This is a genomic window from Leisingera sp. ANG49, assembly GCF_059694505.1.
The window spans coordinates 96,307-122,621 of record NZ_JCATZN010000002.1; the positions used below are offsets into that span (position 1 = coordinate 96,307).

Here is a 26,315-nt window from a genome sequence, read left to right on the forward strand (position 1 = left end):
ATGAAACGGCTCCTGCCCATATCTCTGGTTGCGGCCCTTGCCGGCCTGGCGCCCGCCTGGGCGGCGGATTGGGATGTGCCCAACCGGGCAGGGGCCATCGCTGAAACACTGGCGCAGGCAGCGGATGGCGACACCCTCCGCCTCGCCCCCGGCGACTATGCCGAAACCCTGGTGCTGGACCGGCCTGTCATTCTGGACGGGCAGGGCCACGCCACGCTGGACGGGCAGGGCAAGGGATCGGTGATCACCGTGACTGGGCCGGGCGTGACCGTTCAGAACCTGACCGTTGTTGGCTCCGGCTCTTCGCATCAGGAGATCGACAGCGGCATTAAGCTGACCAAGACCGCAAAGGCGCCGCAGATCCTCAATAACGTGCTGCTGAGCAACCTGTACGGTGTGGATATTCACGGCGCCCGGGACAGCCTGGTGCAGGGCAACCGGATCGAGGGGCGCCTGGACCGGCACATGAATGCCCGCGGCAACGGGGTCTATGTCTGGAACGCGCCGGGTGCGGTGGTGGACGGCAACGACATCCGCTTTGGCCGTGACGGGATCTTTGTGAACAGTTCCAAGAAGAACAGCTTCACTAACAACACTTTCCGCGATCTGCGTTTCGCGGTGCATTACATGTATGCCGATAATTCCGAGGTGTCGGGGAATGTCTCGATCGGCAATCACCTGGGTTATGCGGTGATGTTCTCGAAACGGGTCAAGGTGACCGGGAATGTCTCGCTGAATGACCGCGATCACGGGGTGATGCTGAACTATGCCAACCAGGGCGAGGTGCGCGGCAACTATGTGAAGGGCGCCAAGGACAAATGCACCTTCCTCTATAACGCGCACAAGAATGATTTCTCCGGCAACTGGTTCGAGGGTTGCGGCATCGGCATTCACTTCACCGCAGGCAGCGACGGCAACTGGATGGTCGGGAACGCCTTTGTCGGCAACCGGCATCAGGTGAAATTCGTCTCCACCAAATGGGTGGAATGGAGCGAGGAAGGCCAGGGCAACTACTGGTCTGATTTCGCAGGTTTTGATGTGGACGGGGATGGCATCGCCGATGCGCCCTACCGTCCGAATGACAGCATGGACCACGTGCTGTGGACCCAGCCGGCGGCGAAGCTGCTGATGGGATCGCCCGCGGTGCAGCTGGTGCGCTGGTCGCAGTCGGCGTTTCCCGCGCTGCTGCCCGGCGGGGTGATCGACAGCCACCCGCTGATGCGGCCAGAGCGGCCCGGGGCCGCCAGAAAGGTTGAACAGGATGGATAACTCTCCCCTGCAAATCCGCACGCTGGACAAATTCCGCGGCAAAACGCAGGTGCTGCATGGCATCGACCTGGACATTGCGCCAGGTGAGCGGCTGGCGCTGCTGGGGCACAACGGCGCGGGAAAGTCGACCTTGATCAAGGCGGTGCTGGGGCTGATCCGGCATGAGGGCGGCAGCATCCGCATCTGCGGCGCGGCGCCTGGCAGTGCGGCGGCACGGGCGGCCACGGCCTTTCTGCCCGAGGCAGTCAGTTTTCACCCGGCGCTGACCGGGTATGAACAGCTGGCGCTGTTTGCCCGCCTTGCCGGGGAACGCGCAGACATCGAGGTCCTCCTGGAGCGGGTCGGGCTGGGCGAGGCGATGCACCGCCGCATCGGCGCTTATTCCAAGGGGATGCGGCAGCGGCTGGGGCTGGCGCAGGTGTTGCTAGGCCGCCCGAAACTGGCGCTGCTGGATGAACCCACCAGCGGGTTGGACCCGATCTCGCGCCAGGACCTTTATGCCATCATCAACGAACTGGCAGAGCAGGGTGCGGCAGTGCTGATCGCCTCCCACGCGCTGACGGAGGTGGAGGCGCGCACCGACCGCATCGCGATTCTGCGCAAAGGCGTGAAGGTGGCGGACGACACGCTGGCGGGCCTGTCGGCGCAGGCCGGGCTTCCGGTCAAGCTGCGGGTGCAGGCCAGCGGCGCGCAAGCTGACCGGATCGCGACTGAAACGGGCGGGCGGCGGATTAACGGCGCCTCGGTCGAAATCCTGTGCGCGCCGCAGGACAAGATGACCGAGCTGCGCAGGATTGCCGCCATGGGTGACGCAGTAGCCGATATCGACATGGTCCCGCCGCGGCTGGAAGACCTATATCGCCATTATTCAGGGGAGGACCGCAAATGAGACGTGCCTTTGCCATTGCCCGTGCCGAGATGCTGATCCTGCGCCGCAACCGCTGGCTGGTCATGGCGACGCTGATCATGCTGGCCTTCGCGCTGGCGCTGTCCTTTGCCGGCTCTGCGCCGACGGGGACGCTGGGGGTGGACATGCTGACGGTCTCGGTGGCCTCGATGACTACCCTGTCAGTCTATCTGGCGCCGCTTCTGGCGCTGATGATGGGGTTTGACGCGGTGGCGGGCGACCGGGACCGGGGCAGCCTTGCCCTGCTCCTGGCCTATCCGGCGGGACGGGCCGAGATCCTCTTGGGCAAGCTGATGGCGCATCTGGCGGCCCTTGCGGTGGCAATGTGCATCGGTTTTGGCGCAGCCGGAGCCGTGGCCGCCTGGTTTGGCGGCGCCGGTCCCGAGAGCCTGCTGGCGCTGGGGCGGCTGGTGCTGACCTCGATCCTGTTGGGCGCGGTGTTCCTGGTGCTGGGCTATGCTTTGTCGGCGCTTTCCAGCGGAGCCACGGCTGCGGCCGGCCTGTCGGCAGGCGTGTGGCTGGTGTTTGTGGTGCTCTATGACCTTGGCCTGCTTGGGGCCGTAGTGATGGACACCGGCGGGCTATTCACCCAGAAGATTTTCCCGTGGGTGATGGTTGCCAACCCGGCGGATGCGTTCCGGCTGTGGAATGTAGCGGCCTCGAAAAGTGTGGCCTTGTCCAGCGGCATGGCAGGGGCGGCGAGTGCGCTGCCGGGCTGGGCCGCGCCTCTGTCGCTCCTGTTATGGCCTGTGCTGGGTTTCCTGCTGGCCTGCGCCGCATTCCGGAGGGTGGAGCCATGAAACGTCTGATCCTTGCTGCCGCATTGGTGGTGTCTGCCTGCCAGGAGGAAGAGTCAAAAGCGGCGCCTGCGCCGGTGGAGCTGACCGAAGTTGCGCTCAGTTACTTCTGCCAGATGAATGTCGCTGAACACGGCGGCCCGAAGGGGCAAATCCATCTGGACGGCTTCCCGGCACCTCTGTTCTTTGCCCAGGTGCGCGATCTGGCGGCCTACGTGAAAAGCCCGGAGCGCGATGCGGAAATCACCGCCATCTACGTGAGCGACATGGGTGCGGCACCAAGCTGGGAACATCCTGGCACCAAGAATTGGATCGATGCCAGGCAGGCGCATTTCGTGGTCGGCTCCAACGTCGCCGGCGGCATGGGGGCGCCGGAAGTCGTCCCCTTTGCTTCGCCTGAGGGCGCCGCGCGGTTTGCTGAGCGCTATGGTGGCTCTGTCGCCGGGTTCGAGGGGATTCCTGACGAGGCGGTGCTGGGGCCGGTTGATCTGGACCAGCAGCTAGAGACACCGTCCTGAGACGAGCGTCTCTATAGGGCCTCAAACCGTCTCCGGATGCAGCCGCATCTCAGCGGCGATGGCGTGGCCCTCCATGCCTTCCATCCGGCTGATGCGGGCTGTTCGCTGGGCCAGCTCATGCGAGGCGGCGGCGTTGCAGCGCTGCCAGGTAACGGTCTTTGTGAACTTGTGCACCGACAGCCCGCCGGTATAGCGCGCAGCACCGCTGGTGGGCAGCACGTGGTTGGGACCTGAGGTCTTGTCGCCGAAGGACACCGTGGTCTCCTTGCCCAGAAACAGCGAGCCATAGGCGGTGAGGCGGTCCAGCCACCAGTCGAGACCCTCGGCCTGCACCTGCAAATGCTCAGGCGCGTAGCGGTCAGCCACCAGAGCGGCCTCTTCCCGGTTGCCGCACAGGACCACCTCAGCGCGTTCGTGCCAGGCGCGGTGGGCGGCAGAGAGGTTGGGTTCCGGAAGCCGGTCAATCAGCGCCTGCGCGCGGGCCATGACGCCCTTGGCCAGCGCTTCGCTGGTGGTGACCAGCCAGACCGGGCTGTCAGCGCCGTGTTCGGCCTGGCTGACCAGATCCCAGGCGACGGTTTCCACATCGGCGGTGTGGTCGGCGATGACCAGAGAGTCGGTGGGGCCTGCAAACATGTCGATGCCGACCTCGCCGAACAGCATCCGCTTGGCCTCTGCCACATAGGAATTGCCGGGGCCGACCAGGATGTCGGCTGGCTGGGCGCCAAACAGGCCCCGGGCCAAGGCGGCAATGCCTTGCACCCCGCCGAGGTTCAGGACCAGATCAGCACCGCACAGGTCCATGGCATAGACGATGGCGTCGGGAATGCCGCTGCCGGGGCGCGGCGGGGAGACCGCGGTGATATGCGGCACGCCGGCCACCTTGGCGGTGGTGATGGTCATCAGCGCGCTGGCGATATGACTGTAGCGGCCGCCCGGCACATAGCAGCCGGCACTGGACACCGGAATCTGCTTCTGGCCCGCGATCAGGCCGGGGATCACTTCCACTTCGCATTCACCCATCGTGGCCTTCTGCGCCTCGGCAAAGCGGCGGATATTGGCGTGTGCGAACTGGATGTCTTCCTTGGTCTGCTGCGAAACCCGGTTGCAGGCGGCCCGGCGCTGGGTGTCTGTCACCACGATCGGGCCGGTCCAGCCGTCCAGCTTTTCCGCATAGCGGCGCACCGCTTCCTCGCCTTCGCGCTGGATGTTGGCGAGCATCACGGCGACGGTGTCACGGATGTCGCTGCTTTCAGCGGCGGGGCGCGCCGGTGCCTGTTTCAGATAGGTGATTGCCATGTTTCCAAATTCCTCGAACAGCCGCCGGATGCGCGGGAAGCGCACAGCGCGGATTGCGCCTAAGACAGCGGCTGGCGGGCCGGACGGTCAAGCCGCGACCCAAGGGTTTCGAAAAACACGGATGTTTGTTTCTAATTGCCCTAGCGGTCAGCCTGCGCCTGAGGGCAGCGTCCGGAATTCCTCGCCCAGCCAAGGAAAGCGCTGGATGATCGGGTCGGTAAAGTGATGCCGCAGGGACTTCTGCAGGGCCTCGTGAATCAGCTGCGACGTGGCAGCGGGATAGACGCTGGTGGTGAACAGAGACACTGTTCGGGCAAAGCTTTTCCCCGGAAAGCGCACCACTTTGACTTTTTCGTGGAAGCGCTGGGCGCGGTGGTAGCTGGCGGCGGTGGTGACGGTCCAGCCGCTTCCCTCGGACACCAGGCCGATGATCGACTGGTTGCATTCCAGCTCAAACCTGTTGGGCAGCGCGATTTTGAGCCGGGTCAGCTGGGTCTCGATCTGCTTGCCGATGGTGTGATCGCGGGAATAGCGTAAGAAGGGCAACGGTGCTCCGTGTTTGGTCAGTTCATCGACGCTGCCTGTGTAGCCTGCCGGCACCACTAGAATGAACGGGTCGCGCATCAGCGGGTATTCGATCAGATCGGGCAGCAGCCCTGACGGTCGGGTGGCAACGCCTGCGTCCAGCTTCTGCGCCTGCAGCTTTTCGATGATCTCGTGGCTGGGGCGGGTGTAGTGCCGGAAACTGCAGCGCGGCAGAGCAGTGGAGAGGAACTGGAACAGTTCCGGGCCGACCTCATTGTCAAAATCATCCAGCAGCGCCATGCGCAGGTCGGTAGCATGCTGCCAGCTGCCGGAACGCATTTCCGCCTCGCCGCGCCTTAGCGTCATCAGCCCGTCGTAGACATAACGGGCAAAGACCACCCCTGCGGGAGTCAACCCCATCGGGCGCCGGGTGTGGTCCACCAAGTCTACGCCAAGCGCGTTTTCAAGACTTCGAAGATGGTTGGACACAGTACTGATCGAGAGCCCGGTTTCCGCCGCGACTTTCTGTATCGACCCGGACTTCGAGATCAGCTGGAAAACTTCCAGCCAGCGCAGACTCAGCGTCTTTTGCATTTTCAGCCCTCCCTAGCGGTTTGCTTATGCTATCCACAGAAATGCGCCAATACATGCGAAAAAATCGAAACTGAGTTTTACTTTCTCTGCAAGAGTAATTTTATTCTACAGCGAATTCTCTTCCCGGATAAGGTTTGCCGTGCAAAAATCAGAGCCTTAAGGCCCGCATGGAACGAGCCAGGCGTGACAACTGGGAGAACGATTAATATGATCAAAAAGTATCTGCTTTCAACAGCCTGCGCAGCCGCTGCTGCGTTTTCAGCGACACAGGCCTCGGCCCTGGATGAAATCACAGTGGCCTATTTCCTGGAATGGCCGATGCCGTTCCAGTTTGCCAAGGCCAATGGCACTTATGAAGAAGAAATGGGGGTCAAGATCAACTGGGTCTCCTTTGACACCGGTACCGCGATGTCTGCGGCAATGGCCTCGGGCGATGTGCAGATTGCGGTAAGCCAAGGTGTGCCGCCCTTTGTGGTTGCGACCTCTGCCGGGCAGGACATCCAGACGGTAGATGTGGCGGTCAGCTACTCCGACAACGACAACTGCGTGGTGGCTGAAGCGCTGGAAATCGACAAGGACAACGCCGGCGAGCTGACTGGCAAGAAAGTGGGTGTGCCGATCGGCACCGCTGCGCACTACGGCTTCCTGTCGCAGATGGCGCATTTCGGTGTTGATGTCGGCTCGATGGAGATCGTCGACATGGCACCTGCGGATGGCGCGGCGGCATTTGCCCAGGGCAACCTGGACATGGTCTGCGGCTGGGGCGGTGCGCTGCGGCGGATGCTGGAGCACGGCAATGTGCTGCTGACAGGCGCCGAGAAGGAAGAGCTGGGCATTCTGGTGTTCGACGTAACCAGCGCGCCGGCGGGCTTTATCGCCGATGAGGGCGCTCTTCTAAGCAAGTTCCTGAAGGTGACCGCAGATGCCAACGCAATGTGGAATGCAGGCGACAGCAAGGACGAGATGCTGCCGGTAATTGCCAAGGATGCGGGCATGGATCTGGCCGATGCCGAGGCCACCATCGCAACCTTCAGCTTCCCCTCCGCTGAGGACCAGCTGTCCGAGAAATGGCTGGGCGGCGGCGCTCAGAGCTTCATGAAAGGCGTGGCGGATGTGTTCGTGAACGCAGGAAGCATCGAGGCTGCGCTGGATTCCTATGACGGCGCTGTGGACAGTGCACCGCTGGCAGCCGCGTTGAACTGAGCCAGAACGATCTGGCAAAGACGGACGGCTCGGATTCCGGGCCGTCCGCATCCGCCGTTGCAGGCCGGCTGCAAACGGGCGCTAACAGGAAGGGGAAGCGATGTCGGGACTGGACATCAAGAGTGTCTCCATGCGTTTTGACCTGCCCAACGGCAGTTCGGTTCAGGCGCTGAAAGACGTTTCTTTGAATTTGCAGGCGGGGGAGCTGCTGTCGGTGCTGGGCCCGTCAGGCTGCGGCAAGACCACGCTGCTGAACATCCTCGCCGGGTTTCTGGCTCCTACCGAAGGCAAGGTGGAGCTTAATGGCCATGTGGTGACCGGCCCTGACGCCGAGCGCGGCATGGTGTTCCAGAAAGGCGCGCTTTTCGAATGGATGAACGTGCGCGACAATGTCGAATTCGGCCCCCGGATGAAGGGCATGGGCCGGGCAGAGCGGGAGAAAATTTCCAACCATCTGCTGGAAATCGTTGGTCTTCAGGACTTCAAGGAAAAGGCGGTCTATGAGCTGTCGGGCGGCATGCAGCAGCGTGTGGCACTGGCCCGCTGCCTGGCCAATGAGCCGGACGTGATCCTGATGGACGAACCGCTGGGCGCGCTGGATGCGCTGACGCGCGAGAAGATGCAGGGCTTGGTGCTGAAGCTTTGGAAAGAGACCGGCAAGACCATCATCCTGATCACCCACTCCGTTGAGGAGGCGTTGCTGCTGGGCGAGCGGCTGATCGTGATGGCGCCGCGGCCCGGCCGCATCCACCGCGAATACAACCTGCCCTTTGCAGAGCGCGGCGTGAATGCAGACCTGCGCGACGTCAAGAAATCTGAAGGCTTTGCCGAAACCCGCGATGAGATCCTCTCGATGATCTGGGAAATGGAAGAGGAGATCATGGGCCGGACGGAGCAAGTGGCATGAGCGTTCTTCTGTTTTATATCGCGCTGTTTGCCGGCGCCTTCTTCCTGGTGCAGATAATCCGTAAGGGGATGCAGTCGCGTCAGGATTTCACCAGCCTCAAGACCGTGACCTTCGGTGACGAAAGCGCCGTGAGCCCGGACCGGGCAGCTTCGATCATCTCGGTTCTGGTGATCTTTGTGATCTGGGCGGCCTTCACAGGCTCCAAACTGTTCCCGATCCACGTGCCAGGGCCGTTCACCGGCGAGACCACCTTCACCTACACGCTGGAAGACGCCGATGGCGCCACGGATAACGCGGATGTCACCGTGCGGGTCTTCGGATTTGGCGAGGACGTCCAGAAGTTCGAGGTCGAGGGCGGCGGCGGCTTTGCCATGAACGACGCGCTGGCAGCACAGGCCGGGCGGTCTACCACGCTGCTGTTTGACAAGAATGACGAGGCCAAACGCAGGGATGGCGCAAAGATCGTTGCGATCAACGGCGAGCCGATTGCGGCTGGCGGTGCGGTGGATACCGGTGATGGCACCGTGACGCTAACCGGCAAAGGCGCGATCAGTTTTACCCCGCATGGTGGAATGCAGATGAACCCGATCTGGCTTCCGGCACCTGAAACAGTCGTGGCGCGGTTCTTTGAAATTGCCAGCGAGGGTTATCAGAATTTTTCGCTGTGGCAGCACTTGGGCTGGTCGCTCTTGCGGGTTGTGGCGGGCTTTGTGACCGGCGCCATAGTCGGTATCCCGCTGGGCTATGCCATGGGCCTATCCGGCTGGTTCCGCGGCTGGTTCGATCCGATTGTCGAGTTCATGCGCCCGGTGCCGCCGCTGGCATTGATTCCGCTGGTGATCATCTGGTTCGGCATCTGGGAGACCGGCAAGATCGTTCTGCTGTTCCTGGCGGCGCTCTGGATCATGACGATTGCGGCGCGGGCCGGGGTGTCCGGGGTGAACATCTCGAAAATCCACGCGGCCTATTCGCTGGGCGCCTCCAAGTGGCAGATCATGCGCCATGTCATCGTGCCGAACTCGCTGCCGGAAATCTTCACCGGCGCGCGGGTTGCAATGGGCGTCTGCTGGGGCACAGTTGTGGCGGCTGAACTGGTTGCCGCGCAGAAGGGCGCGGGCATGATGATCATTGCCGCGTCCAAATTCCAGCTGACCGATATCGTGATCATGGGCATCGTGCTGATCGGCATCATCGGCTATGGCATCGACATCCTGATGCGCAAGGCCGAGAACTGGCTGGTGCCGTGGAAGGGCCGCAGCTGATCTGACGCTGAGTTTCGCAAGGAAGACGCCCGGGGAAAGCCCCGGGCGTTTTATTGTTTGGGAAGAGCTCAGCCGCGGATGCGGTCGAAGCCGGGATCATAGGGAGAGGGGGCGATGACCGTTGCACCAATCAGATCGCCGCAGAGGTCGAGCTGCATGGTGCTGCCCTCCGCCGCCAGTTCCGGCTCAACAAAGGCATAGGCCAGGTTCTTGCCCACCCGGTGGCCTCAATCGCCCGAGGTCACGGTGCCTACGACCTTGTCGCCCTGCATCAGTGAGGCACCGCCGTGGGCTGGGGAGTGGGTGGCGTGGATCTGCAGCGTGACCAGCTTCTTGCGGGCGCCTTCGGACTGACGTTTCAGCAGAGCGTCGCGGCCGATGAAATCGCCTTTTTCCAGCTTCACGAACCGGTCCAGCCCGGTCTCGAAAGGATCGAACTCGGTGATCAGGTCGGCCTTCCAATGCAGGAAGCCTTTCTCCATGCGCATCGACTCGACCGCGCGGGCGCCGAAGAGTTTGAGCCCGTGCCCCTCACCGGCCTTCCGCAGTGCCAGATAGGCGGCGTAGAGCGAGGCGTTGGGGACGTGGATCTCATACGCCAGCTCGCCAGAGAAGCTGACGCCCATCACCGTGGCCGGGGCAAAGCCAATGAAGCATTCGCGTACCGACAGCCAGGGGAAGGCCTCAGCCGACCAATCGCCCCGGGCGCCGGCAGAAAGCACGTCCCGGGCCCGGGGACCGGCCAGGACCAGAATGGTTTGGTCATTGGTGAGGGAGCGGACCTGAACCTCCTCATCCGCGCGGATCTGGCCTTGCAGACAGCCCATGTCGTGGAATTCGCTTGCGGCGGCCGAGCCGTACCAGACCGGTTCCGGCCCACGGTCCGAGGCGGGGAGGTTGGCCACGATGGCCTTACACTTGATCATGCCGTGGTGGTTCAGCAGGTATCCAAGACCCACGCGGTTTGCGCGTCTGGTGACGGTGCCGCAGAATATGCGGTCGAGAAAGCTGTTGCGGTCCGCACCCGTGATTTCAAACCGGTTGAAACCGTTGGCCTCTGTCAGGCCCACGTTCTCCTGCACGTTCTTCACTTCCGCCGCGACCACGTCGAAGGCCTCGTCGAAGGTGAAGCTAAGCGTGGGATGGAAGTCCGTTGACGGCTTGATGTAGTCCATCCTTTCCCAGCCGTTTACCACCGTGAACTCCGCACCCTCGGCTGCCAGCACAGGAGTGAGCGGCGTGGTCTTGGCCGGGCGGCCCGCCGGGCGGTGCTCATGCGGGAAGTGGAAGCGGAATTCGTTCTGGTAATCCTCGATCGCCTTCAGCGCAGTCAGCTCCACATTGGTGTGGCCGGTAAAGCGGCGCGGGTCGATGCACCAGGTGTCATAGCAGGCCTCGCCATGCACGATCATCTGCGCCAGCAGCCAGCCGTGACCGCCGCCTTCACACAGTCCTGCGCGCAAACCGATGGCGCAGAAAGCGTTGCGCTTGCCCGGGATCGGGCCGATCAGCGGCGCGCCCTCGATGTTATAGGTGATCGGGCCGTTCACGATGGATCGGATGCCGGTTTCGCGCAACGCAGGCATCCGCTCGAACGCGCCCTCCAGCACGTCCATCACCCGTTCAAGATCATCGGGGCAAAGGGCATTGACGAAATTCGGGTCAATGCCGTCCATACCCCACGTTTTGCAGTCCTGCTCGTAGAATCCGATCAACAGACCGTTCTTTTCTTGGCGGCATTAGTAGTCTGAGATCGGGCAGCGGATCAGCGGCATCCGGTGGCCTGCCTCTACAATGCCTTGGATGTCTTCGGTCAGGAAATACTGATGCTCCATCGAGGCGACCGGATGGTGCACATCCATCATCGCGCCGACCTCATTCACCCGGTAGCCGCAGGCATTGACCACGATATCGCAGTCGATGTCGCCGTGTTCCCTATGCACTGTCCAAGTGTCATCCTTGTGCTGGGTGAGGGCCGTAACCGGCGTGTTGCGGTAGACCTCAGCGCCTGCCTTGCGCGCGTGATAGGCCAGCGCCTGGCATAGCTGCGCCGGGTCGATGTCGCCATCCAGCGGATCCTACCAAGCACCCACCAGATTGTCCGTTGAAATCAGCGGGTGACGGCGGGCGCATTCTGCCGCGTCGATCATCTCAAAATGCACCTCTATGCCGCGCCATCGAGGCGAAGTGGCGGTACCCCTGCATCTGCTCCGGCGTGTTGGCGAGCCTGATGCCGCCATCGCCGTGGTGGTAGTTGATCGGATATTAGGGTTTTCAGCCAGCTTTTTGTAGAGCGCGATAGAATGGCTTTTCAAACCGCCCATGGTCTGGTTCATGCCGAAGTTCGTGACCTGCGCCGCCGAGTGCCAGGTGGTACCGCGGGTTAATTCATTGCGTTCTACCAGAACGACGTCGCTCCAGCCTTCCTGGGTGAGGTGGAAAGGGGTGGAGCAGCCGGCAATGCCGCCGCCAATGACCACAACCTTGGTGCGCGATTTCATGAAACGGACCTCCTGACAGTTCCCTATTAACTAAGCGGCGGGATGGCAGCGTCGGCAAGACGGAGGAACGCATTTCGCAAAAAATCGAAAGCGCGGTTGAGCCAATTGCGAGGATGCCGCTGGAACGCGCGGCGGCGGGAGCAACAACGGCAACGGCGGCCGCCCGATGCGCCTTTACCTGCGGGGGCGTCTGTTAAAACCCAGCTGAGTCACGATGTTTTACCTGACTGTACGTTGCAGCTTTGTGCTGGCTGGAGGCGCAGGAGCGTTGACGGCCCGCGCCACGGCGCGCACAGTGCTGCTAAAGGAATAGTTTCTCATCGCATTTTGTCGCGGGAGTTCTCAAACTGTGCCAAAACTGGCACCATGTTGCGCAGGTTGATGGGTGATCTGGTCTTATCGTTTTCTAAAACTGTCACTGTTGGATGCGGGCAAGCCTTCGCAAGGTTTCACCGTTGAAACAACAAGAATAACAATTTGCAGTCCAAAGGGAGAATTGGATCAATGACAAACACTGGTAAGCTGACGCGGCGGAGCATTTTGAAGAGTGCCGGCGCCGCTGCACTGGCGGCGCCGCTCTACTCAAAAAGCGCGCTGGCGTCTTCGGGCGAGATCAACATCCTGATGTGGTCGGACTATTTGCCACCGGAGTTCATTTCGGGCTTTGAAGCCAAGACCGGCATCAAGGTAAACTACACCGGCATCGGGTCGAACGAAGAAATCATCAACAAGATGAAGGCCACCAAAGGCCAGGGCTTCGACATCGTTTCGCCGACCAACAACCGCTCGCTGCAGTGGGGGCCGCTGGAACTGCTCAAGCCTTTCGACATGAGCAAGGTCAGCATCGACGCAGTGAACCCGGCGATGGCCAAGATCGGCACCGATGCCTGGAACTTCGGCGGTGCAGGCGTGCACTGGCTGCCGCACATCTGGGGCACCGAGGGCATCGCTTACCGCACCGACCTGTGGCTGCCGGAAGGTGATGCGCCGTCTTATGGCGATGTCTGGTCGGAAGAGAATGCCGGCAAAACCATGGGCCGGGCACATTCGATGATGCTGGGTGCAGGCCTTTACATGGAAGCCTCGGGCGAAATGGAGCCGGGTTCGATCTGGGCCGCCTATGACGACGAGGAAACCATGCGCAAGGTCTGGGGCCAGGTCACCGACTGGTGCGTGGCGCGCAAGGACCGGATCAAGCTGATCTGGAACGATGCCGACACTCAGAAGAACGGCCTGCTGAACGAAGGCGTGGTGGTCGGCCAGACCTGGGACGGCCCGCCGCTGGCCCTGAAATCCGCCGGCGAGCCGGTGCATTACCAGGCGCCGGTCGAAGGGGCGATGGCCTGGGTCGACGGCATGTCGATGCCAGTGGGTGCGCAGAACGAAGAGCAGGTCTACGCCTTCATCTCCTATGCCTACGAGCAGGAGCCGGCAGGCAAGGCGATTGACAGCCACGGCTACAATTCGCCGGTGCTGGGTGCCGACAGCTTCTCGGGCGATGTCTACAAGAAAAACTTTGCAGAGGCCTATCCTGGCAATTCACTGGCCAACCTGAACCCCTGGCCGGCCGAGGCGCCCTGGTATGCCGACGTGCGCACTGAGTTCGTCAACAAATTCAAGAGCGCTTGAAGCCTAAGCGCCTGAAACACTTGGCCCCCGGGATTTTTCCGGGGGCCAGTCATGTGCCGTCCGGCGCAATCAAACACGAACAGAAATAGGAAGCAGGCCTAGCGGGGCCGGTGGCATGCCACCGGAATGGGGACCTGTACCTTAGGGAGAAGCCAAATGAGTGCTGGGGTCGGCGTTGATCTCGAGAACCTCTGGATCCGCTTCGGTGACTTTGTCGCCGTGCGCGATGCCAATGTGAACATCAATGGGGGGGATTTCTTCTCCTTCCTGGGCCCGTCGGGCTGCGGCAAGACGACGATTCTGCGCGCGGTTTCGGGTTTTCTGGAGCCAAGCGACGGCAAGGTGCTGATCGGCGGCAACGACATGAAGGGGATCGGGCCGAACAAGCGCCCCACGGCGCTGATCTTCCAGAACCTGGCGCTGTTCCCGCTGATGAAGATCTGGGAGAACATCACCTTCTCGATGGAGATCAAGGGCGCCTCTGCCAAGGAGCGCCGCAAGCGTGCCGATGAGCTTCTGGACATGATTGCGTTGCCAGGGCAGGGCGACAAGCTGCCCTCCGAACTGTCCGGCGGCCAGCGCCAGCGGGTGGCGATTGCGCGCGCCCTTTGCGCGGAGCCGGACGTGCTGCTGCTCGATGAGCCGCTGTCGGCGCTGGACCTCAAGCTGCGCCAGCACATGCGGACTGAGCTGCGCGAGATCCAGCAGCGGGTCGGCATCACCTTCATCTACATCACCCATGACCAGGGCGAGGCGCTGACCATGTCCGACAGCATCGCGGTGATGAAGGCGGGTGTGATCGACCAGATCGCGGATGGCAAGACCATCTACAACGATCCCTCCACTGCCTTTGCCGCCTCTTTTGTTGGCGAAAACAATGTCTTCCGCGGCCGCGTCAAGCGTGTCATGGGCAATGAGGCGCTGATCGCGACCAACCGTTCGGGCGAGTTGGTGGCGCGGATTTCCACCGCCAACCAGGGCAAAATGAAGGAAGGCGACGAGGCGATGATGTTCATCCGCCCGGAGGCCTTTGCGCTGGCGCCGCAAGGCGCGTCCGGCGACCATTTCGTGACGGCCAAGGTCAACCACGAAGAGTTCGAAGGCAATGTCTTCAACATCTTCATGGAAGGCGAGGGCGGCAAGGAGCTGAAGGTTTCTATCCCGAACCTGGGCCAGTCGTTTGAGGACCACACAGGCCAGAACATCACCCTGGAATACGAGGCGAACAACGCCGTCATCGTGCCCGCGGGCGAGCTGGCCGCGGAATGAGGAGGCCCAAGCCATGCCAAGCTTCCTGAAGGAGTTTTTCAAACGAAACGGCACCGGCATGGGCAGCCTGATGCTGGGGCTGGTCCTGTTCTGGACCATCGGCCTCATCATCCTGCCGCAGCTGTCGATGCTCGACTTCTCATTCCGGCCCAACCTGCCGCCGCCGGAGATCGGCGGGCCCAAGGACGTCTACACGCTGGAGAATTATAAATACCTGATCTACGGCCCCGAGGGCGGCAGCCAGGACTATAACGCGGTCGACCTCAAGGTGTTCTTCCGCACCCTGGTGGCGGCGGTCTGCGTCACCATCTTCAACCTGATCCTGTGCTATCCCATCGCCTATTACCTTGCCCAGACCAAGGGCAATCACATCCGCATCTTCGCGCTGATGCTGATCATCCCCTACTGGATCAACGAGATTCTGCGGGCCTTTGCGCTGCGCATCATCTTTGGCGAGACCGGGGTGCTGAACAATATGCTGGTGGGGCTGGGGATATTCGATACGCCCTTCGACTTCATCCGCAACGACATCGCGCTCTATGCGGGCCTTGGGTATGCCTACATCCTGCTGATGATCTTCCCGATCTACAATGTGATCGAGAGCCTGGACCGCAACCAGATCGAGGCCGCGCGGGACATGGGCGCGAGCTGGCCGATGATCCACCGGCGGGTGGTCATACCCTATGCCAAGCCTGGGATCTCCTCGGGCTGCACCATGGTGTTCATGCTGTCGGCCGGTGCCCTGGCAGCGCCGCAGATCCTCGGCGGGCCTTCGTCCCTGTGGTTCACGCAGCTGATCTACCAGCAGTTCAATGACAACTCAGACTGGCCGCAGGGCGCAGCCTATGCGGTGGTGCTGCTGGTCACCTGCATTCTCTTGGTGCTGGCCGTCATGCGCCTGTTCAAGGTGAACATGGGGGATATCGGCAAATGAAGAACTTCACCTTTATGCGCCTGAGCCTCTGGGTTTATTTGGCGATCTTCTTTGCCTATCTGCTGGGCCCCTTGGTGATCATGTCGGCAACCGCCTTCAACTCACCCTCTTTCCCGCGGATGACTCCCTGGGAGTGCCTGACGTTTGAATGGTTCTCGGCCCTGTTCCAGGACGAGCGGATTTTGAACGGTATCTGGAACTCGATCCTGGTCGGGGCGGGCACGGTCGTGCTGTCGGTAGCGATGGGCCTGGCAGGGGCGCTGATGCTCACCCAGATCTGGCCCAAGCTGCGCGCGACCTATTATACCATCATCATCGCGCCGATCCTCATCCCCGGTGTGGTGCTGGGGATCTCGACCCTGGTGTTCTGGGACCGGATTAACCGGATGCTGGGCCTTGGTGCCGACAGCTTCCTGTCCAATGGGCTGTTCCTGACCATCATCGGCCAGTCCACCTTCATCGCCAGCTACTGCATGCTGGTGCTGGTGGCGCGTCTCCAGCGTTATGACATCGCGCTGACAGAGGCTGCGCTGGACCTTGGCGCGACCCATGCCCAGGCCTTCCGCAAGGTGCTGCTGCCGTTCATGCGGCCTGCGATCGCGTCCGCCGCGGTGCTGGCGTTCCTCGCGAGCTTCGAGAACTACAACACCACCACTTTCACCTTCGGCGAGTATCCGACGCTGACCATCGAACTGGCGCAGAAGGTCCGCTATGGCATCACCCCGGCGATTTCGGCCCTGGCCTTCATCATTGTGGTGCTGACGGTGTTCGCGGCGTTGTTCAACGAGGCCAGCATCCGCCGCAAGCAGCTGGTTGCCGAGGCGCGCAAGAAAGCAACCGTGGAAGAGCTGGAAAGCGGCAAGCTGCGGCTGCCGGGCTTCCTCAGCTCCAATGTGGCGGCGGTGGCGCTGGTAGTTGTGGCCTGTGCGACTGTGGCAGTTGTGGGTACCGCGACGGTCTACAGCCCGCAGCAGTGTATCGCCAACGTGCAGGAGCAAAAGCGCCTGGAGACCGAAGAGCGGATCAAGGAACTGCGCCGCCAGCGCGAACTGCGCCGCCAGCAGCAACTGGAAGAACAGGGTGAGGCCGCCCCGGCCCAGACCGCTCCAACAACAGGCTCCGGCAACAACTCCGGCTTCGGCGGTGTTTTTGCCCCGGGCAGCCTGTCGGGCGAGGGTGAGGCAGAGTCTGAAGCAGAGCAGGAGCCGCAGGGCAACAACTCAGGCTTCGGCAATGTCTTTAACCCGAACGCCCTGTCGGGCGACGGTGAGGACAGCGGTTCCGGAAACTAAACCGCACCGCCCTGAAACAACAAAGGCGGCCCGAAGGGGCCGCCTTTTGCGTTGCCTGAACCGGCCGCTGTCAGGCCAGGGAGCCAGCCGGATGGCGGTCCGCGTAATACTGTTTGCGGAAGGCCTGCGGACTGGTCTTGTACTCGCGCTTGAACCATTCCGTCAGGCTGCTGCGGGAGCCGAAGCCGGTGGCGGCGACGATCTCGGCCAGCGGCAGAGTGGTGTGCAGCAAAAGCTGGCGCGCCTTCTCAATCCGCAGCTTACGGTAAGCCGCCAGCGGGCTGGTCTGCGCCTTCTGCTGGAACCGGCGCTCCAGTTTGCGCGGCGACACTCCGGCCTGCTGGGCGATGTCGCGGATCAGAAGCGGCTCTTCCAGGTTCTGTTGCATCAGGTCGAGGATCTTGACCACCAGCGCGTCGCCGCCGGCGGTCTGGCGCAGCTGCAAGGAGACCTTCGACTGCTCCGAGGCCGGGCCAAAGGCGAGGCCCAGATAATCGCAGACCGCATCTGCAATAAAGGCACCGCGGTCGGTGCGGAGGAAAGCGGCCAGGACGCGCAGAGCAGCGAAACTGCTGACAGCGGTGCTGATGCGGCCCGAGGAGGTGGTCAGGGTGCCAGCCGGGGCGCAGATCATCTGTTCCTCTTCCGCAGCAGCAGCGAAGTTCGTGTGAACGGCGGTCTCGACCGCGGCGTTCAGGCCGGTTTCCGGCAGGAGGAAAATGGCGCTGCCGGCGAACAGGCAGCGCTGCGCCTGGCGGCAGATCCGCTGCAGGCTGGCTTTCTCACCGGAGTTCAGCGGCCAGCGGCTGGAAATGCCGCCGAGGAAGATCACGGTTTTAGGGTTCCAGCCTTCCGGCACAGTGCGCATCTGCGATGCCAGGTTGCGCACGGCGGTGCGGTAGCCGCTGTCGGGGAACAGATCGTTGGCGGCGCGGAAGACTTCGCAGATCATCTGGGCCGCGGCGGGCGAGTCCGGCTGCGGCAGAATGATTTCGACATCGTGGAAGCGGGCCAGGGCCGCGCCGTAAGCAGTTTGCCGGGAAGCTGGCACGGTCAGCGGTTCGAGACGGGACATCATTCTCTCCTCTGAGCGGGACATGCAGGGATGCAGCGGTACAGGAGGGGCTGCGGGGATGCCCCGCCGGACGCACCGGCGGGGCAGTAAGCCAGGAAGTCCTGGGCTTACTCTTCTTCGTAGTCCGACATCGGTGGGCAGGTGCAGACCAGGTGACGGTCGCCATAGGCGTTGTCCACCCGGTTCACCACCGGCCAGTATTTGTCGACGCCGAGGTTGCCCGGCGGGAAGCAGGCCTGCTCGCGGCTGTAGGGACGGTCCCATTCACCGACCAGGTCACGCACCGTGTGCGGCGCGTGCTTGAGCGGGTTGTTCTGCGCATCGATCTTGCCCTCGATGATGTCCTGAGCCTCCTGACGGATCGACAGCATGGCATCGCAGAAGCGGTCCAGCTCATCCTTGGGTTCGGACTCGGTCGGCTCGACCATCAGCGTGCCGGCCACCGGCCAGGACATAGTCGGGGCATGGAAGCCCGAGTCGACCAGGCGCTTGGCGATGTCATCCACGGTGACGTGGCCTTCTTCGTCCAGCGGGCGGGTGTCCAGGATACATTCATGCGCCACACGGCCCGTTTCCGAGGTGTAGAGGATCTTGTAGGCATCCTTGAGGCGGGCTGCGATGTAGTTCGCGTTCAGGATCGCAACCTTGGTTGCCTGTGTCAGGCCCGCGCCGCCCATCAGCAGGCAGTAGGCCCAGCTGACCGGCAGGATCGAGGGCGAGCCGAACGGAGCTGCCGAAACAGGACCCACTGCGGTGCCGTATTCCGGGTGGCCCGGCAGGTGCTCTTCCAGGTGCGCCTTGACGCCGATCGGACCCATGCCGGGGCCGCCGCCGCCATGCGGAATGCAGAAGGTCTTGTGCAGGTTCAGGTGCGAAACGTCGCCGCCGATCTTGCCCGGCTGGGCCAGGCCCACCATGGCGTTCATGTTGGCGCCGTCGATATAGACCTGGCCGCCGTGATCATGCGTGACCTGGCAGACTTCCTGCACGGTTTCTTCAAACACGCCGTGGGTCGACGGGTAGGTGATCATGCAGGCCGCCAGGTTCGCAGAATGCTCCTCGGCTTTGGCGCGGAAGTCGGCGACGTCGATATTGCCGCTGTCGTCCGATTTCACCGGAACCACCTTGTAGCCCACCATTTGTGCCGACGCCGGGTTGGTGCCGTGCGCGGAGGTTGGGATAAGGCAGATGTTGCGGTGCGCTTCGCCCCGGGCCGCGTGGTAGTTGCGGATGGTCAGAAGGCCCGCGTATTCGCCCTGCGCACCGGAGTTCGGCTGCTGGGAGATCGCGTCATAGCCGGTGATCTGGCAGAGCTTGTCGTTCAGATCGGCGATCATCTGGTGGTAGCCTTGCGCCTGGTCTTCCGGGCAGAAGGGGTGCAGGTTGCCGAATTCCGGCCAAGTGACCGGGATCATCTCGATGGTCGCGTTCAGCTTCATAGTGCAGGACCCCAGCGGGATCATTGCACGGTCCAGCGCCAGGTCGCGGTCGGCCAGGCGGCGCATGTAACGGGTGATTTCTGCCTCGGCCCGGTTCTTGTGGAAGATCGGGTGGGTCAGATACTCGCTTTCACGCAGCGCATAGTCGGGCAGGCGGTAGGCGCGGTTCTTGACGCTGTCGTCTTTCTTCTCGATGCCAAAGGCACCCCAGACCGCTTCGATGGTTTCCGGGCGGGTCTGCTCATCCAGCGAGATGCCGATGTGGCTGTCGCCTATCTTGCGCAGGTTCACGCCGCGGGCAACCGCTGCTTCCATGACGGTTTTCTGCAGCGGGCCGACCTCGACGGTGATGGTGTCGAAGAAGACTTCCGGCTGCACCTTGAAGCCGTGCTCTTCCAGGCCAGCAGCGAGGCGCGAGGTCTTGCGGTGCACCGACTGGGCAATTGCCTTGATGCCGTCAGGGCCGTGGTAGACCGCGTACATCGACGCGATGACAGCCAGCAGCGCCTGTGCGGTACAGACGTTGGAGTTGGCTTTCTCGCGGCGGATGTGCTGTTCGCGGGTCTGCAGCGCCAGGCGGTAGGCCTTGTTGCCGCGGGCGTCGACGGAGACACCGATGATACGGCCGGGCATGGCGCGCTTCAGCTTGTCGGTGGTCGCCATATAAGCCGCATGCGGGCCGCCATAGCCCATCGGCACGCCAAAGCGCTGGGTGGAGCCGATGGCAATGTCCGCGCCCATCTCGCCGGGCGACTTCAGCAGCGCCAGCGCCAGGATGTCGGCGGCGACAACGGCGATGCCCTTGTGCTCGTGGATGGCTTCGATTTCATTGGTGAAATCGCGCACATGGCCGTAGGTGCCGGGGTACTGGAAGATCGCGCCGAAGACTGTGCCCGGATCCAGATCGTCGGGATCTGCAACCACCACGTCGATGCCCAAGGGCTCGGCGCGGGTCTGGATCACGGCAACGGTCTGCGGGTGGCAGTTCTTGTCGACGAAGAAGGCCGCGTTGTTCGCCTTGGAGCGCGAGCCGCGGTGCGCCATCGCCATGGCTTCGGCGGCGGCGGTGGCTTCATCGAGCAGCGAAGCGTTGGCAATGTCCAGGCCGGTCAGGTCGCTGACCATCGTCTGGAAGTTCAAGAGCGCCTCAAGACGGCCCTGGGAGATTTCGGGCTGATAGGGGGTATAGGCGGTGTACCAGGCCGGGTTTTCCAGGATGTTACGCAGGATCGGCGCCGGGGTGGTGGTGCCATAGTAGCCCTGGCCGATCAGCGAGGTCAGCACCTTATTCCTGGAGGCCACCTGCTTCATGTGGAAGAGGGCGTCGCGCTCGGTCATCGCCGGGCCCCAGTCCAGCGCCTCTTTCTGGCGGATGGCGGGTGGCACGGTGGCGTCGATCAGCTCGTCCAGGGTCTTGAAGCCGATCACCTGCAGCATATCCCGCATCTCGGTCGGAGAAGGGCCGATATGGCGCCGGTTGGCGAAGTCATAGGCTTCGTAATCGGTAAGTTTGAAGGCCATTACATGGGTCCTTGTCTGGGGCAATAGACCCCGCCGGGCTGTTCCGGCGGGGAAGGGGTGCTTAGCCGATCAGGGCTTTGTAGCCGTCCAGATCCATCAGATCTTCCAGCTGGGAGGCGTCGGAGATCTTGATCTTGTAGATCCAGGCGTCGCCTTCCGGGCTTTCGTTCAGGGCGCCGGGGTTGTCGGCCAGGGTTTCGTTCACCTCGACCACTTCACCGTCCAGCGGCGCGTAGATTTCGGAGGCGGCCTTCACCGACTCGATGACGCCGATCTCGCCGCCCTTTTCGAACTCTTCACCCGCTTCGTGCTGCTCGACGAAGACAACTTCGCCCAGCTGGTCGGCGGCGTGCTGGGTGATGCCCAAGGTTGCCACGTCACCTTCTACGGTGATCCATTCATGCTCTTCAGAGTAATAGGTGGCCATGTTGACTCTCCTGATGATGTCTTAGCGTTTGTAGTTCTGAGTAACGAAGGGCAGGGCGACGATTTCAGCCGGCTGCGCCTTGCCGCGGATGATGAGGTTCACCTTGGTGCCGATGGCGCCTTGATCTGCCGCAACATAGCCCATGGCGACCGGGCCGCCGACGGTGGGGCCGAAGCTTCCAGAGGTGATGGCACCCAGAGTATCGCCGCTTTCGCTTTGAATTTCAACGCCTTGACGGGCGGGGGCGCGGCCTTCGGGCTTGATGCCGACCAGTTTCTTTGCTGCGCCTTCGGCCAGCTCTTTCTGGATACGGGCGGCACCGGGGAAGCCGCCTTCTTCCTTGCGGCGCTTCTGGATAGCCCAGGACAGTGACGCCTCGATCGGCGAGGTCGACTGGTCGATGTCGTTGCCATAGAGGCAGAGGCCTGCCTCTAGGCGCAGGCTGTCGCGGGCGCCTAGGCCTGCGGGCTCGCAGTCGTCATGGGCCAGGAACAGCTTCGACACGCGGATCGCGTCGGTTTCCGGGATCGAGATCTCGTAGCCGTCCTCGCCGGTGTAGCCCAGGCGCGAGATGCGGCATTCGACACCGCCGATCTCGGCAATGGTGGTTTCCATGAACTTCAGCTCACGGGCGGCAGGGCACAGCTCGCCCACAACGTCCTCGGCCTTGGGGCCCTGCACGGCAACCAGCGCGCGGTCGAAAATCTCAGTCACTTCGACGCCGTCCAGGTTGGCCTGCATGTGGGGGATGTCTTGATGGCGCAGGGCTGCGTTCACCACCACGAAGTAGTGGTCGCCTGCATTGGAGACGATCAGGTCATCCATGATGCCGCCGTCTTCGTTGGTGAAGAAGCCGTAGCGCGCTTTACCTTCTTTCAGGGTGGCATAGGCCTGTGGGCAGAGCGTTTCCAGCTTCTCGCCCACATTGTCGCCGCGCAGGATCACCTGGCCCATGTGGGAGACGTCAAACAGTGCAGCCTTTTCACGGCACTGCTTGTGCTCGCCCATGATGCCCATGGGGTACTGGACCGGCATTTCCCAGTCGGCGAAATCGACCATCTTACCGCCTAGTTCGACGTGCAGGTCATAAAGCGGGGTGCGTTTGGGTGCGTCGGTCATCCTGTGCAGCCTTTGAATTATTATGGTTTCGGGGTGGGGGAGGGCGCGGGGTGCGCCCTCCCGGAGAGCTTATTCGGCAGCCTGGCCGGCTTCTTCCGATTTGCCGCCAGTGGCAAAGAACTCTTTCGTCACCTTGAAGACGATCGGGCTCAGCAGTGCCAGGGCGATCAGGTTCGGGATGGCCATCATAGCGTTCAGTGTGTCAGCCAGCAGCCAGATGAAGCCCAGGTCGGCGGTGGCCCCGAAATAGATCGCGATGATCCACAGGATGCGGTAGGGCAGCATGACCTTCACACCGAACAGGAACTCCATGCACTTCTCGCCATAATAGGACCAACCCAGGATGGTGGTGAAGGCAAAGATCGACAGCGCGATCGCGATCAGGTAGCCGCCGAAGCCGGGCAGCGAGGTCTCGAACGCCAGCGAGGTCAGCGCCGCACCGGATTCACCCGAGGTCCAGGCACCGGAGGCGATGATCGCCAGACCGGTGATCGAGCACACGATAATGGTGTCGATGAAGGTGCCCAGCATCGCGATCAGGCCCTGGTTGACCGGGCCTTTGGTCTCAGCCGCTGCGTGAGCGATCGGGGCCGAACCCAGGCCTGCTTCGTTCGAGAAGACACCGCGGGCCACACCAAAGCGGATGGCTGCCCAAACCGCTGCGCCGGCAAAGCCGCCTTCGGCTGCGGACGGGGTGAAGGCGTGGGTGAAGACCAGGCCGAACGCGGCGCCGATGGCGTCTGCGTTGATGACCAGCACGATCAGGCCCGCAATGATGTAGCTGACCGCCATGAACGGAACCAGTTTACCAGCCACCGCGCCAATGCGGGTGATGCCGCCCAGGATCACGGCGCCGGTCAGCACCATCAGAACAACGCCGGTGATGGAGGTGTTGAAGCCGAAGTTGGTTTCCAGCACCTGCGCCACGCCGTTGGCCTGCACACCGTTGCCGATGCCGAAGGCAGCGATGGAGCCAAACACGGCAAAGGCAACGCCCAGCCAGGCCCATTTCGCGCCGAGGCCGTTCTTTATGTAATACATCGGGCCGCCGACATAGTTGCCTTCTTCGTCGCGCTCACGGTATTTCACAGCGCAGACGGCCTCGGAATACTTGGTGGCCATACCGACCAGCGCGGTCATCCACATCCAGAACAGCGCGCCGGGGCCGCCAAGGAACACAGCGGTGGCAACACCTGCGATGTTGCCGGTGCCGATGGTGGCCGACAGTGCGGTCATCAGTGCGTTGAACGGAGTGATTTGGCCTTCGCCGGTGCCTTCACGGCCTTTGAACATCAGGCCAAAGCCCATGCCCAGTTTCCGGATCGGCATGAATTTCAGACCGACCTGAAGGAAGAAGCCGACGCCGAGAATGAGGACCAGCATCATCGGCCCCCAAACCACGCCGTTTACGGCTCCTACGATTGAATTTAACGCTTCCATGGGTCTCCTCCCGCTTGCGTTAAGGTTAAATGCCCTTTGCCAAAGCCATCTGACGGGCCTTTTTCAGGGCGGCAAAATCTTCATCCGCGTGGAACGAAGAGCGGGTCAGCGGTGTCGCTGACACATGCAAAAAGCCCTTGGAGCGCGCGATCTGTTCCAGCTGCGCAAACTCCTCCGGCGACCAGAAACGGTTGATCGGGTGGTGTTTGGGGGTGGGCTGCAGGTACTGGCCCACGGTCAGGAAATCGACCTGGGCTGCGCGCAGGTCGTCCATCACCTGGCGCACGTCGTCCAAAGTCTCGCCCAGGCCGACCATGATGCCGGATTTGGTGAACAATTGCGGGTTGGCGCACTTGGCGTCGTCCAGCAGCCGCAGCGAGGTGTAGTAGCGCGCGCCGGGGCGCACACGCGGGTAGAGCCGCGGCACGGTTTCCAGGTTGTGGTTGAAAACGTCGGGGGCAGCCTCGAAAACCGCGTCAGCGGCCGCGCCTTTGCCCAGAAAGTCCGGGGTCAGCACCTCGATGGTGGTGCCGGGGTTTTGGTGGCGGGTGGCACGGATGGTCTGCGCGATATGCTCTGCACCGCCGTCCTCCAGATCATCCCGGTCAACAGAGGTGATCACCACATGGCGCAGGCCCAGCTTCTTGACCGCAGCCGCAACCCGGCCCGGCTCAAACGCATCCAGCGTGTCCGGCTTGCCGGTGGTCACGTTGCAGAAGGAGCAGCCGCGGGTACAGACCTCGCCCATGATCATCATGGTGGCGTGGCGCTTAGACCAGCATTCGCCTATGTTGGGGCAGGCGGCCTCCTCGCAGACGGTCGCCAGATCATGTTCCCGCATTAGCTTGCGGGTTTCATAGTACTCCGCGCTTTCGATCTTCTTCTTGCGGATCCACTGCGGCTTGCGAGGGATGGCGCTGTCGGCCTTGTGGGCCTTTTCCGGGTGGCGGGGGCGCAGCTGGATCGTCATCTGGCGGATCTCCGGATCAGGCATGGATGGCGCGGCCAAGCGCGTCGAGACAGGCTTCCTTCACGGCCTCGCCCATTGCAGGGTGCGCGTGGCAGGTGCGGGAAACCTCTTCTACGGTGGCGCCTTTGGTCATCGCCAGCACCAGCTCGGCAATCAGGTCACCGCCATGGGCGCCGCAGATATGGGCGCCGAGGATCTTGCCCTCCGGCGTAGCCAGCACCTTCACCGCACCGTCGGTTTCACCGGTGGAGCGGGCACGGGAGTTCGCCATGAAGGCAAATTTGCCGGTGATGTACTCGGCGCCGGCCTCTTTCAATGCTTCCTCGGTCTGGCCGACAGACGCAACCTCCGGGTCGGTGTAAACCACGCCGGGGACGGTGTTGTAATCCACATGGCCATGCTCGCCTGCCATGATCTCGACGCAGGCAACACCGTCTTCCTCGGCTTTGTGGGCCAGCATCGGGCCAGGCACGCAGTCGCCGATTGCAAAGATACCGGGGACGGAGGTCTGGAAGGTTTCATCCACCTCGATGAAGCCGCGGGTGTTGATGGAGACGCCCAGGTCTTCCAACCCTAGGCCCCGGGTGACCGGGCGGCGGCCGATGGCGACCAGCACCTTGTCGGCCTCGATCTGCTCTTCCTTGTCCTTGCCCACGCGGTCCAGCGTCAGGGTCAGGCCGTTTTCGCCCGTTTCAATGGCCTTCAGCGCGCGGCCCAACTGGAACTTCAGCCCGCGCTTGCTCAGCGCCCGCTGGGACAGTTTGGCGATCTCGCCGTCGATGCCGGGCAGGATACGGTCGAGGTATTCCACTACCGTCACCTTGGATCCGAGGCGTGACCACACCTGACCGAGTTCAAGCCCGATCACGCCAGCGCCGATCACCACCAGATGCTCTGGCGCGGCTTTGAGGGCCAGCGCGCCGGTGCTGCTCAGCACGTCCACCTCGTCGATCTCCACGCCTGGGAGGGTGGCGGGTTCCGATCCGGTGGCAATCAGAATGTTCTTCGCGGTGTAGGTGTCTTCGCCCACCTGCACTTGGCCTGCCGCGGGAATGCTGGCCCAGCCTTCGATTAGTTCGATGCCGTTCTTCTTGAACAGGAAACCGATGCCCTTTGTCAGGTCGCCCACGACCTTGTCTTTGCGCGCCATCATCGCGCCCAGGTCCAGGCTGGTATTGCCTGCCGAAATGCCATGTGCAGCGAGGTGCGATAGTTCGGCGTATTTACCTGAGGAGGTCAGCAGCGCCTTTGAGGGAATGCAGCCGACGTTGAGGCAGGTGCCGCCAAGGGAGCCGCGGCCTTCGACGCAGGCCACCTTCATGCCCAGCTGCGCGGCGCGGATTGCTGCGACATAACCGCCCGGGCCAGCTCCGATCACGATCAGATCATATGCGCTCATGTGGTTTCTCCTCTGAAAA

Annotated in this window: 22 protein-coding genes and 1 pseudogene; 11 read left to right on the forward strand and 12 right to left on the reverse strand. The window is 62.5% G+C overall.

Going from position 1 to position 26,315, the window contains the following annotated elements; genetic code table 11:
- The 4 genes from AC58NV_RS06890 to AC58NV_RS06905 are packed head-to-tail and all read left to right on the forward strand — an operon-like array spanning position 1 to position 3,491.
- Positions 1-1,269 (forward strand): nitrous oxide reductase family maturation protein NosD, encoded by a 1,269-nt coding sequence (locus AC58NV_RS06890; RefSeq protein ID WP_497226468.1) that lies wholly within the window; start codon positions 1-3, stop codon positions 1,267-1,269.
- A complete protein-coding gene (locus AC58NV_RS06895; protein WP_497226469.1) occupies positions 1,262-2,158 on the forward strand; it encodes an ABC transporter ATP-binding protein in 897 nt (298 codons plus the stop codon). Before AC58NV_RS06890 ends, AC58NV_RS06895 begins: the two co-directional genes overlap by 8 nt.
- Positions 2,155-2,976: an ABC transporter permease gene (locus AC58NV_RS06900; RefSeq protein ID WP_497226470.1), complete on the forward strand. Its 822-nt coding sequence runs from the start codon at positions 2,155-2,157 to the stop codon at positions 2,974-2,976. Before AC58NV_RS06895 ends, AC58NV_RS06900 begins: the two co-directional genes overlap by 4 nt.
- Positions 2,973-3,491: a nitrous oxide reductase accessory protein NosL gene (locus AC58NV_RS06905; protein WP_497226471.1), complete on the forward strand. Its 519-nt coding sequence runs from the start codon at positions 2,973-2,975 to the stop codon at positions 3,489-3,491. Before AC58NV_RS06900 ends, AC58NV_RS06905 begins: the two co-directional genes overlap by 4 nt.
- A 21-nt stretch (positions 3,492-3,512) precedes the next feature.
- On the opposite strand, the gene hisD is transcribed toward AC58NV_RS06905, so the two are convergent.
- A complete protein-coding gene (gene hisD, locus AC58NV_RS06910) occupies positions 3,513-4,790 on the reverse strand; it encodes a histidinol dehydrogenase (protein ID WP_497226472.1) in 1,278 nt (425 codons plus the stop codon).
- Between the two features lie 147 nt (positions 4,791-4,937).
- Positions 4,938-5,909, reverse strand: coding sequence for a LysR family transcriptional regulator (locus tag AC58NV_RS06915; protein ID WP_174145828.1), 972 nt, complete (start codon positions 5,907-5,909; stop codon positions 4,938-4,940).
- A 207-nt stretch (positions 5,910-6,116) separates the two neighbouring features.
- Between AC58NV_RS06915 and AC58NV_RS06920 the strand changes: the two genes are divergently transcribed.
- The 3 genes from AC58NV_RS06920 to AC58NV_RS06930 all read left to right on the forward strand — a co-directional run bounded on the left by AC58NV_RS06920 (position 6,117) and on the right by AC58NV_RS06930 (position 9,281).
- Positions 6,117-7,112 (forward strand): taurine ABC transporter substrate-binding protein, encoded by a 996-nt coding sequence (locus tag AC58NV_RS06920; RefSeq protein ID WP_497226473.1) that lies wholly within the window; start codon positions 6,117-6,119, stop codon positions 7,110-7,112.
- Positions 7,113-7,212: 100 nt separating this feature from the next.
- A complete protein-coding gene (locus tag AC58NV_RS06925; protein ID WP_366660730.1) occupies positions 7,213-8,019 on the forward strand; it encodes a taurine ABC transporter ATP-binding protein in 807 nt (268 codons plus the stop codon).
- A complete protein-coding gene (locus AC58NV_RS06930) occupies positions 8,016-9,281 on the forward strand; it encodes an ABC transporter permease (protein WP_497226474.1) in 1,266 nt (421 codons plus the stop codon). The genes AC58NV_RS06925 and AC58NV_RS06930 overlap by 4 nt, the downstream gene beginning before the upstream one ends.
- Before the next feature lie 68 nt (positions 9,282-9,349).
- Here the strand turns inward: AC58NV_RS06930 and AC58NV_RS06935 are convergent, their stop codons facing one another.
- From AC58NV_RS06935 to AC58NV_RS06945, 3 genes and pseudogenes are all read right to left on the reverse strand, one after another.
- Positions 9,350-9,499: a glycine cleavage T C-terminal barrel domain-containing protein gene (locus AC58NV_RS06935; protein WP_497226475.1), complete on the reverse strand. Its 150-nt coding sequence runs from the start codon at positions 9,497-9,499 to the stop codon at positions 9,350-9,352.
- A gap of 9 nt (positions 9,500-9,508) precedes the next feature.
- Positions 9,509-10,996 carry a hypothetical protein gene (locus AC58NV_RS06940; protein ID WP_497226476.1) on the reverse strand — a complete coding sequence of 496 codons (1,488 nt, stop codon included), beginning with the start codon at positions 10,994-10,996 and terminating at the stop codon, positions 9,509-9,511.
- Between the two features lie 24 nt (positions 10,997-11,020).
- Positions 11,021-11,782: pseudogene (locus tag AC58NV_RS06945) on the reverse strand (NAD(P)/FAD-dependent oxidoreductase).
- 504 nt (positions 11,783-12,286) lie between these two features.
- Between AC58NV_RS06945 and AC58NV_RS06950 the strand changes: the two are divergent.
- The 4 genes from AC58NV_RS06950 to AC58NV_RS06965 all read left to right on the forward strand — a co-directional run bounded on the left by AC58NV_RS06950 (position 12,287) and on the right by AC58NV_RS06965 (position 16,906).
- Positions 12,287-13,411, forward strand: a complete 1,125-nt coding sequence (locus AC58NV_RS06950) for an extracellular solute-binding protein (protein ID WP_497226477.1) — start codon at positions 12,287-12,289, stop codon at positions 13,409-13,411.
- A gap of 156 nt (positions 13,412-13,567) precedes the next feature.
- Positions 13,568-14,680, forward strand: coding sequence for an ABC transporter ATP-binding protein (locus AC58NV_RS06955; RefSeq protein ID WP_497226478.1), 1,113 nt, complete (start codon positions 13,568-13,570; stop codon positions 14,678-14,680).
- A gap of 13 nt (positions 14,681-14,693) precedes the next feature.
- Positions 14,694-15,614, forward strand: coding sequence for an ABC transporter permease (locus tag AC58NV_RS06960; RefSeq protein ID WP_497226479.1), 921 nt, complete (start codon positions 14,694-14,696; stop codon positions 15,612-15,614).
- Complete coding sequence (locus AC58NV_RS06965) at positions 15,611-16,906, forward strand: ABC transporter permease (protein ID WP_497226480.1); 1,296 nt, start codon at positions 15,611-15,613, stop codon at positions 16,904-16,906. Before AC58NV_RS06960 ends, AC58NV_RS06965 begins: the two co-directional genes overlap by 4 nt.
- A gap of 70 nt (positions 16,907-16,976) precedes the next feature.
- Here the strand turns inward: AC58NV_RS06965 and AC58NV_RS06970 are convergent, their stop codons facing one another.
- The 7 genes from AC58NV_RS06970 to lpdA form a co-directional block, all read right to left on the reverse strand.
- The gene (locus AC58NV_RS06970; protein ID WP_497226481.1) at positions 16,977-17,981 is read right to left on the reverse strand and encodes a helix-turn-helix domain-containing protein; all 1,005 of its coding nucleotides are present in this window, start codon (positions 17,979-17,981) and stop codon (positions 16,977-16,979) included.
- 107 nt (positions 17,982-18,088) lie between these two features.
- Positions 18,089-20,941, reverse strand: coding sequence for an aminomethyl-transferring glycine dehydrogenase (gcvP, locus tag AC58NV_RS06975; RefSeq protein WP_497226482.1), 2,853 nt, complete (start codon positions 20,939-20,941; stop codon positions 18,089-18,091).
- 61 nt (positions 20,942-21,002) lie between these two features.
- Complete coding sequence (gcvH, locus tag AC58NV_RS06980; RefSeq protein ID WP_497226483.1) at positions 21,003-21,368, reverse strand: glycine cleavage system protein GcvH; 366 nt, start codon at positions 21,366-21,368, stop codon at positions 21,003-21,005.
- Between the two features lie 21 nt (positions 21,369-21,389).
- A complete protein-coding gene (gcvT, locus tag AC58NV_RS06985; RefSeq protein WP_497226484.1) occupies positions 21,390-22,487 on the reverse strand; it encodes a glycine cleavage system aminomethyltransferase GcvT in 1,098 nt (365 codons plus the stop codon).
- 69 nt (positions 22,488-22,556) lie between these two features.
- Positions 22,557-23,927: an alanine/glycine:cation symporter family protein gene (locus tag AC58NV_RS06990; RefSeq protein ID WP_497226485.1), complete on the reverse strand. Its 1,371-nt coding sequence runs from the start codon at positions 23,925-23,927 to the stop codon at positions 22,557-22,559.
- Positions 23,928-23,952: 25 nt separating this feature from the next.
- Positions 23,953-24,897 (reverse strand): lipoyl synthase, encoded by a 945-nt coding sequence (gene lipA, locus AC58NV_RS06995; protein WP_497226486.1) that lies wholly within the window; start codon positions 24,895-24,897, stop codon positions 23,953-23,955.
- Between the two features lie 16 nt (positions 24,898-24,913).
- Entirely contained in the window at positions 24,914-26,296 is a 1,383-nt protein-coding gene (lpdA, locus tag AC58NV_RS07000) for a dihydrolipoyl dehydrogenase (protein ID WP_497226487.1), read from the reverse strand.
- Positions 26,297-26,315: the final 19 nt, after the last annotated feature.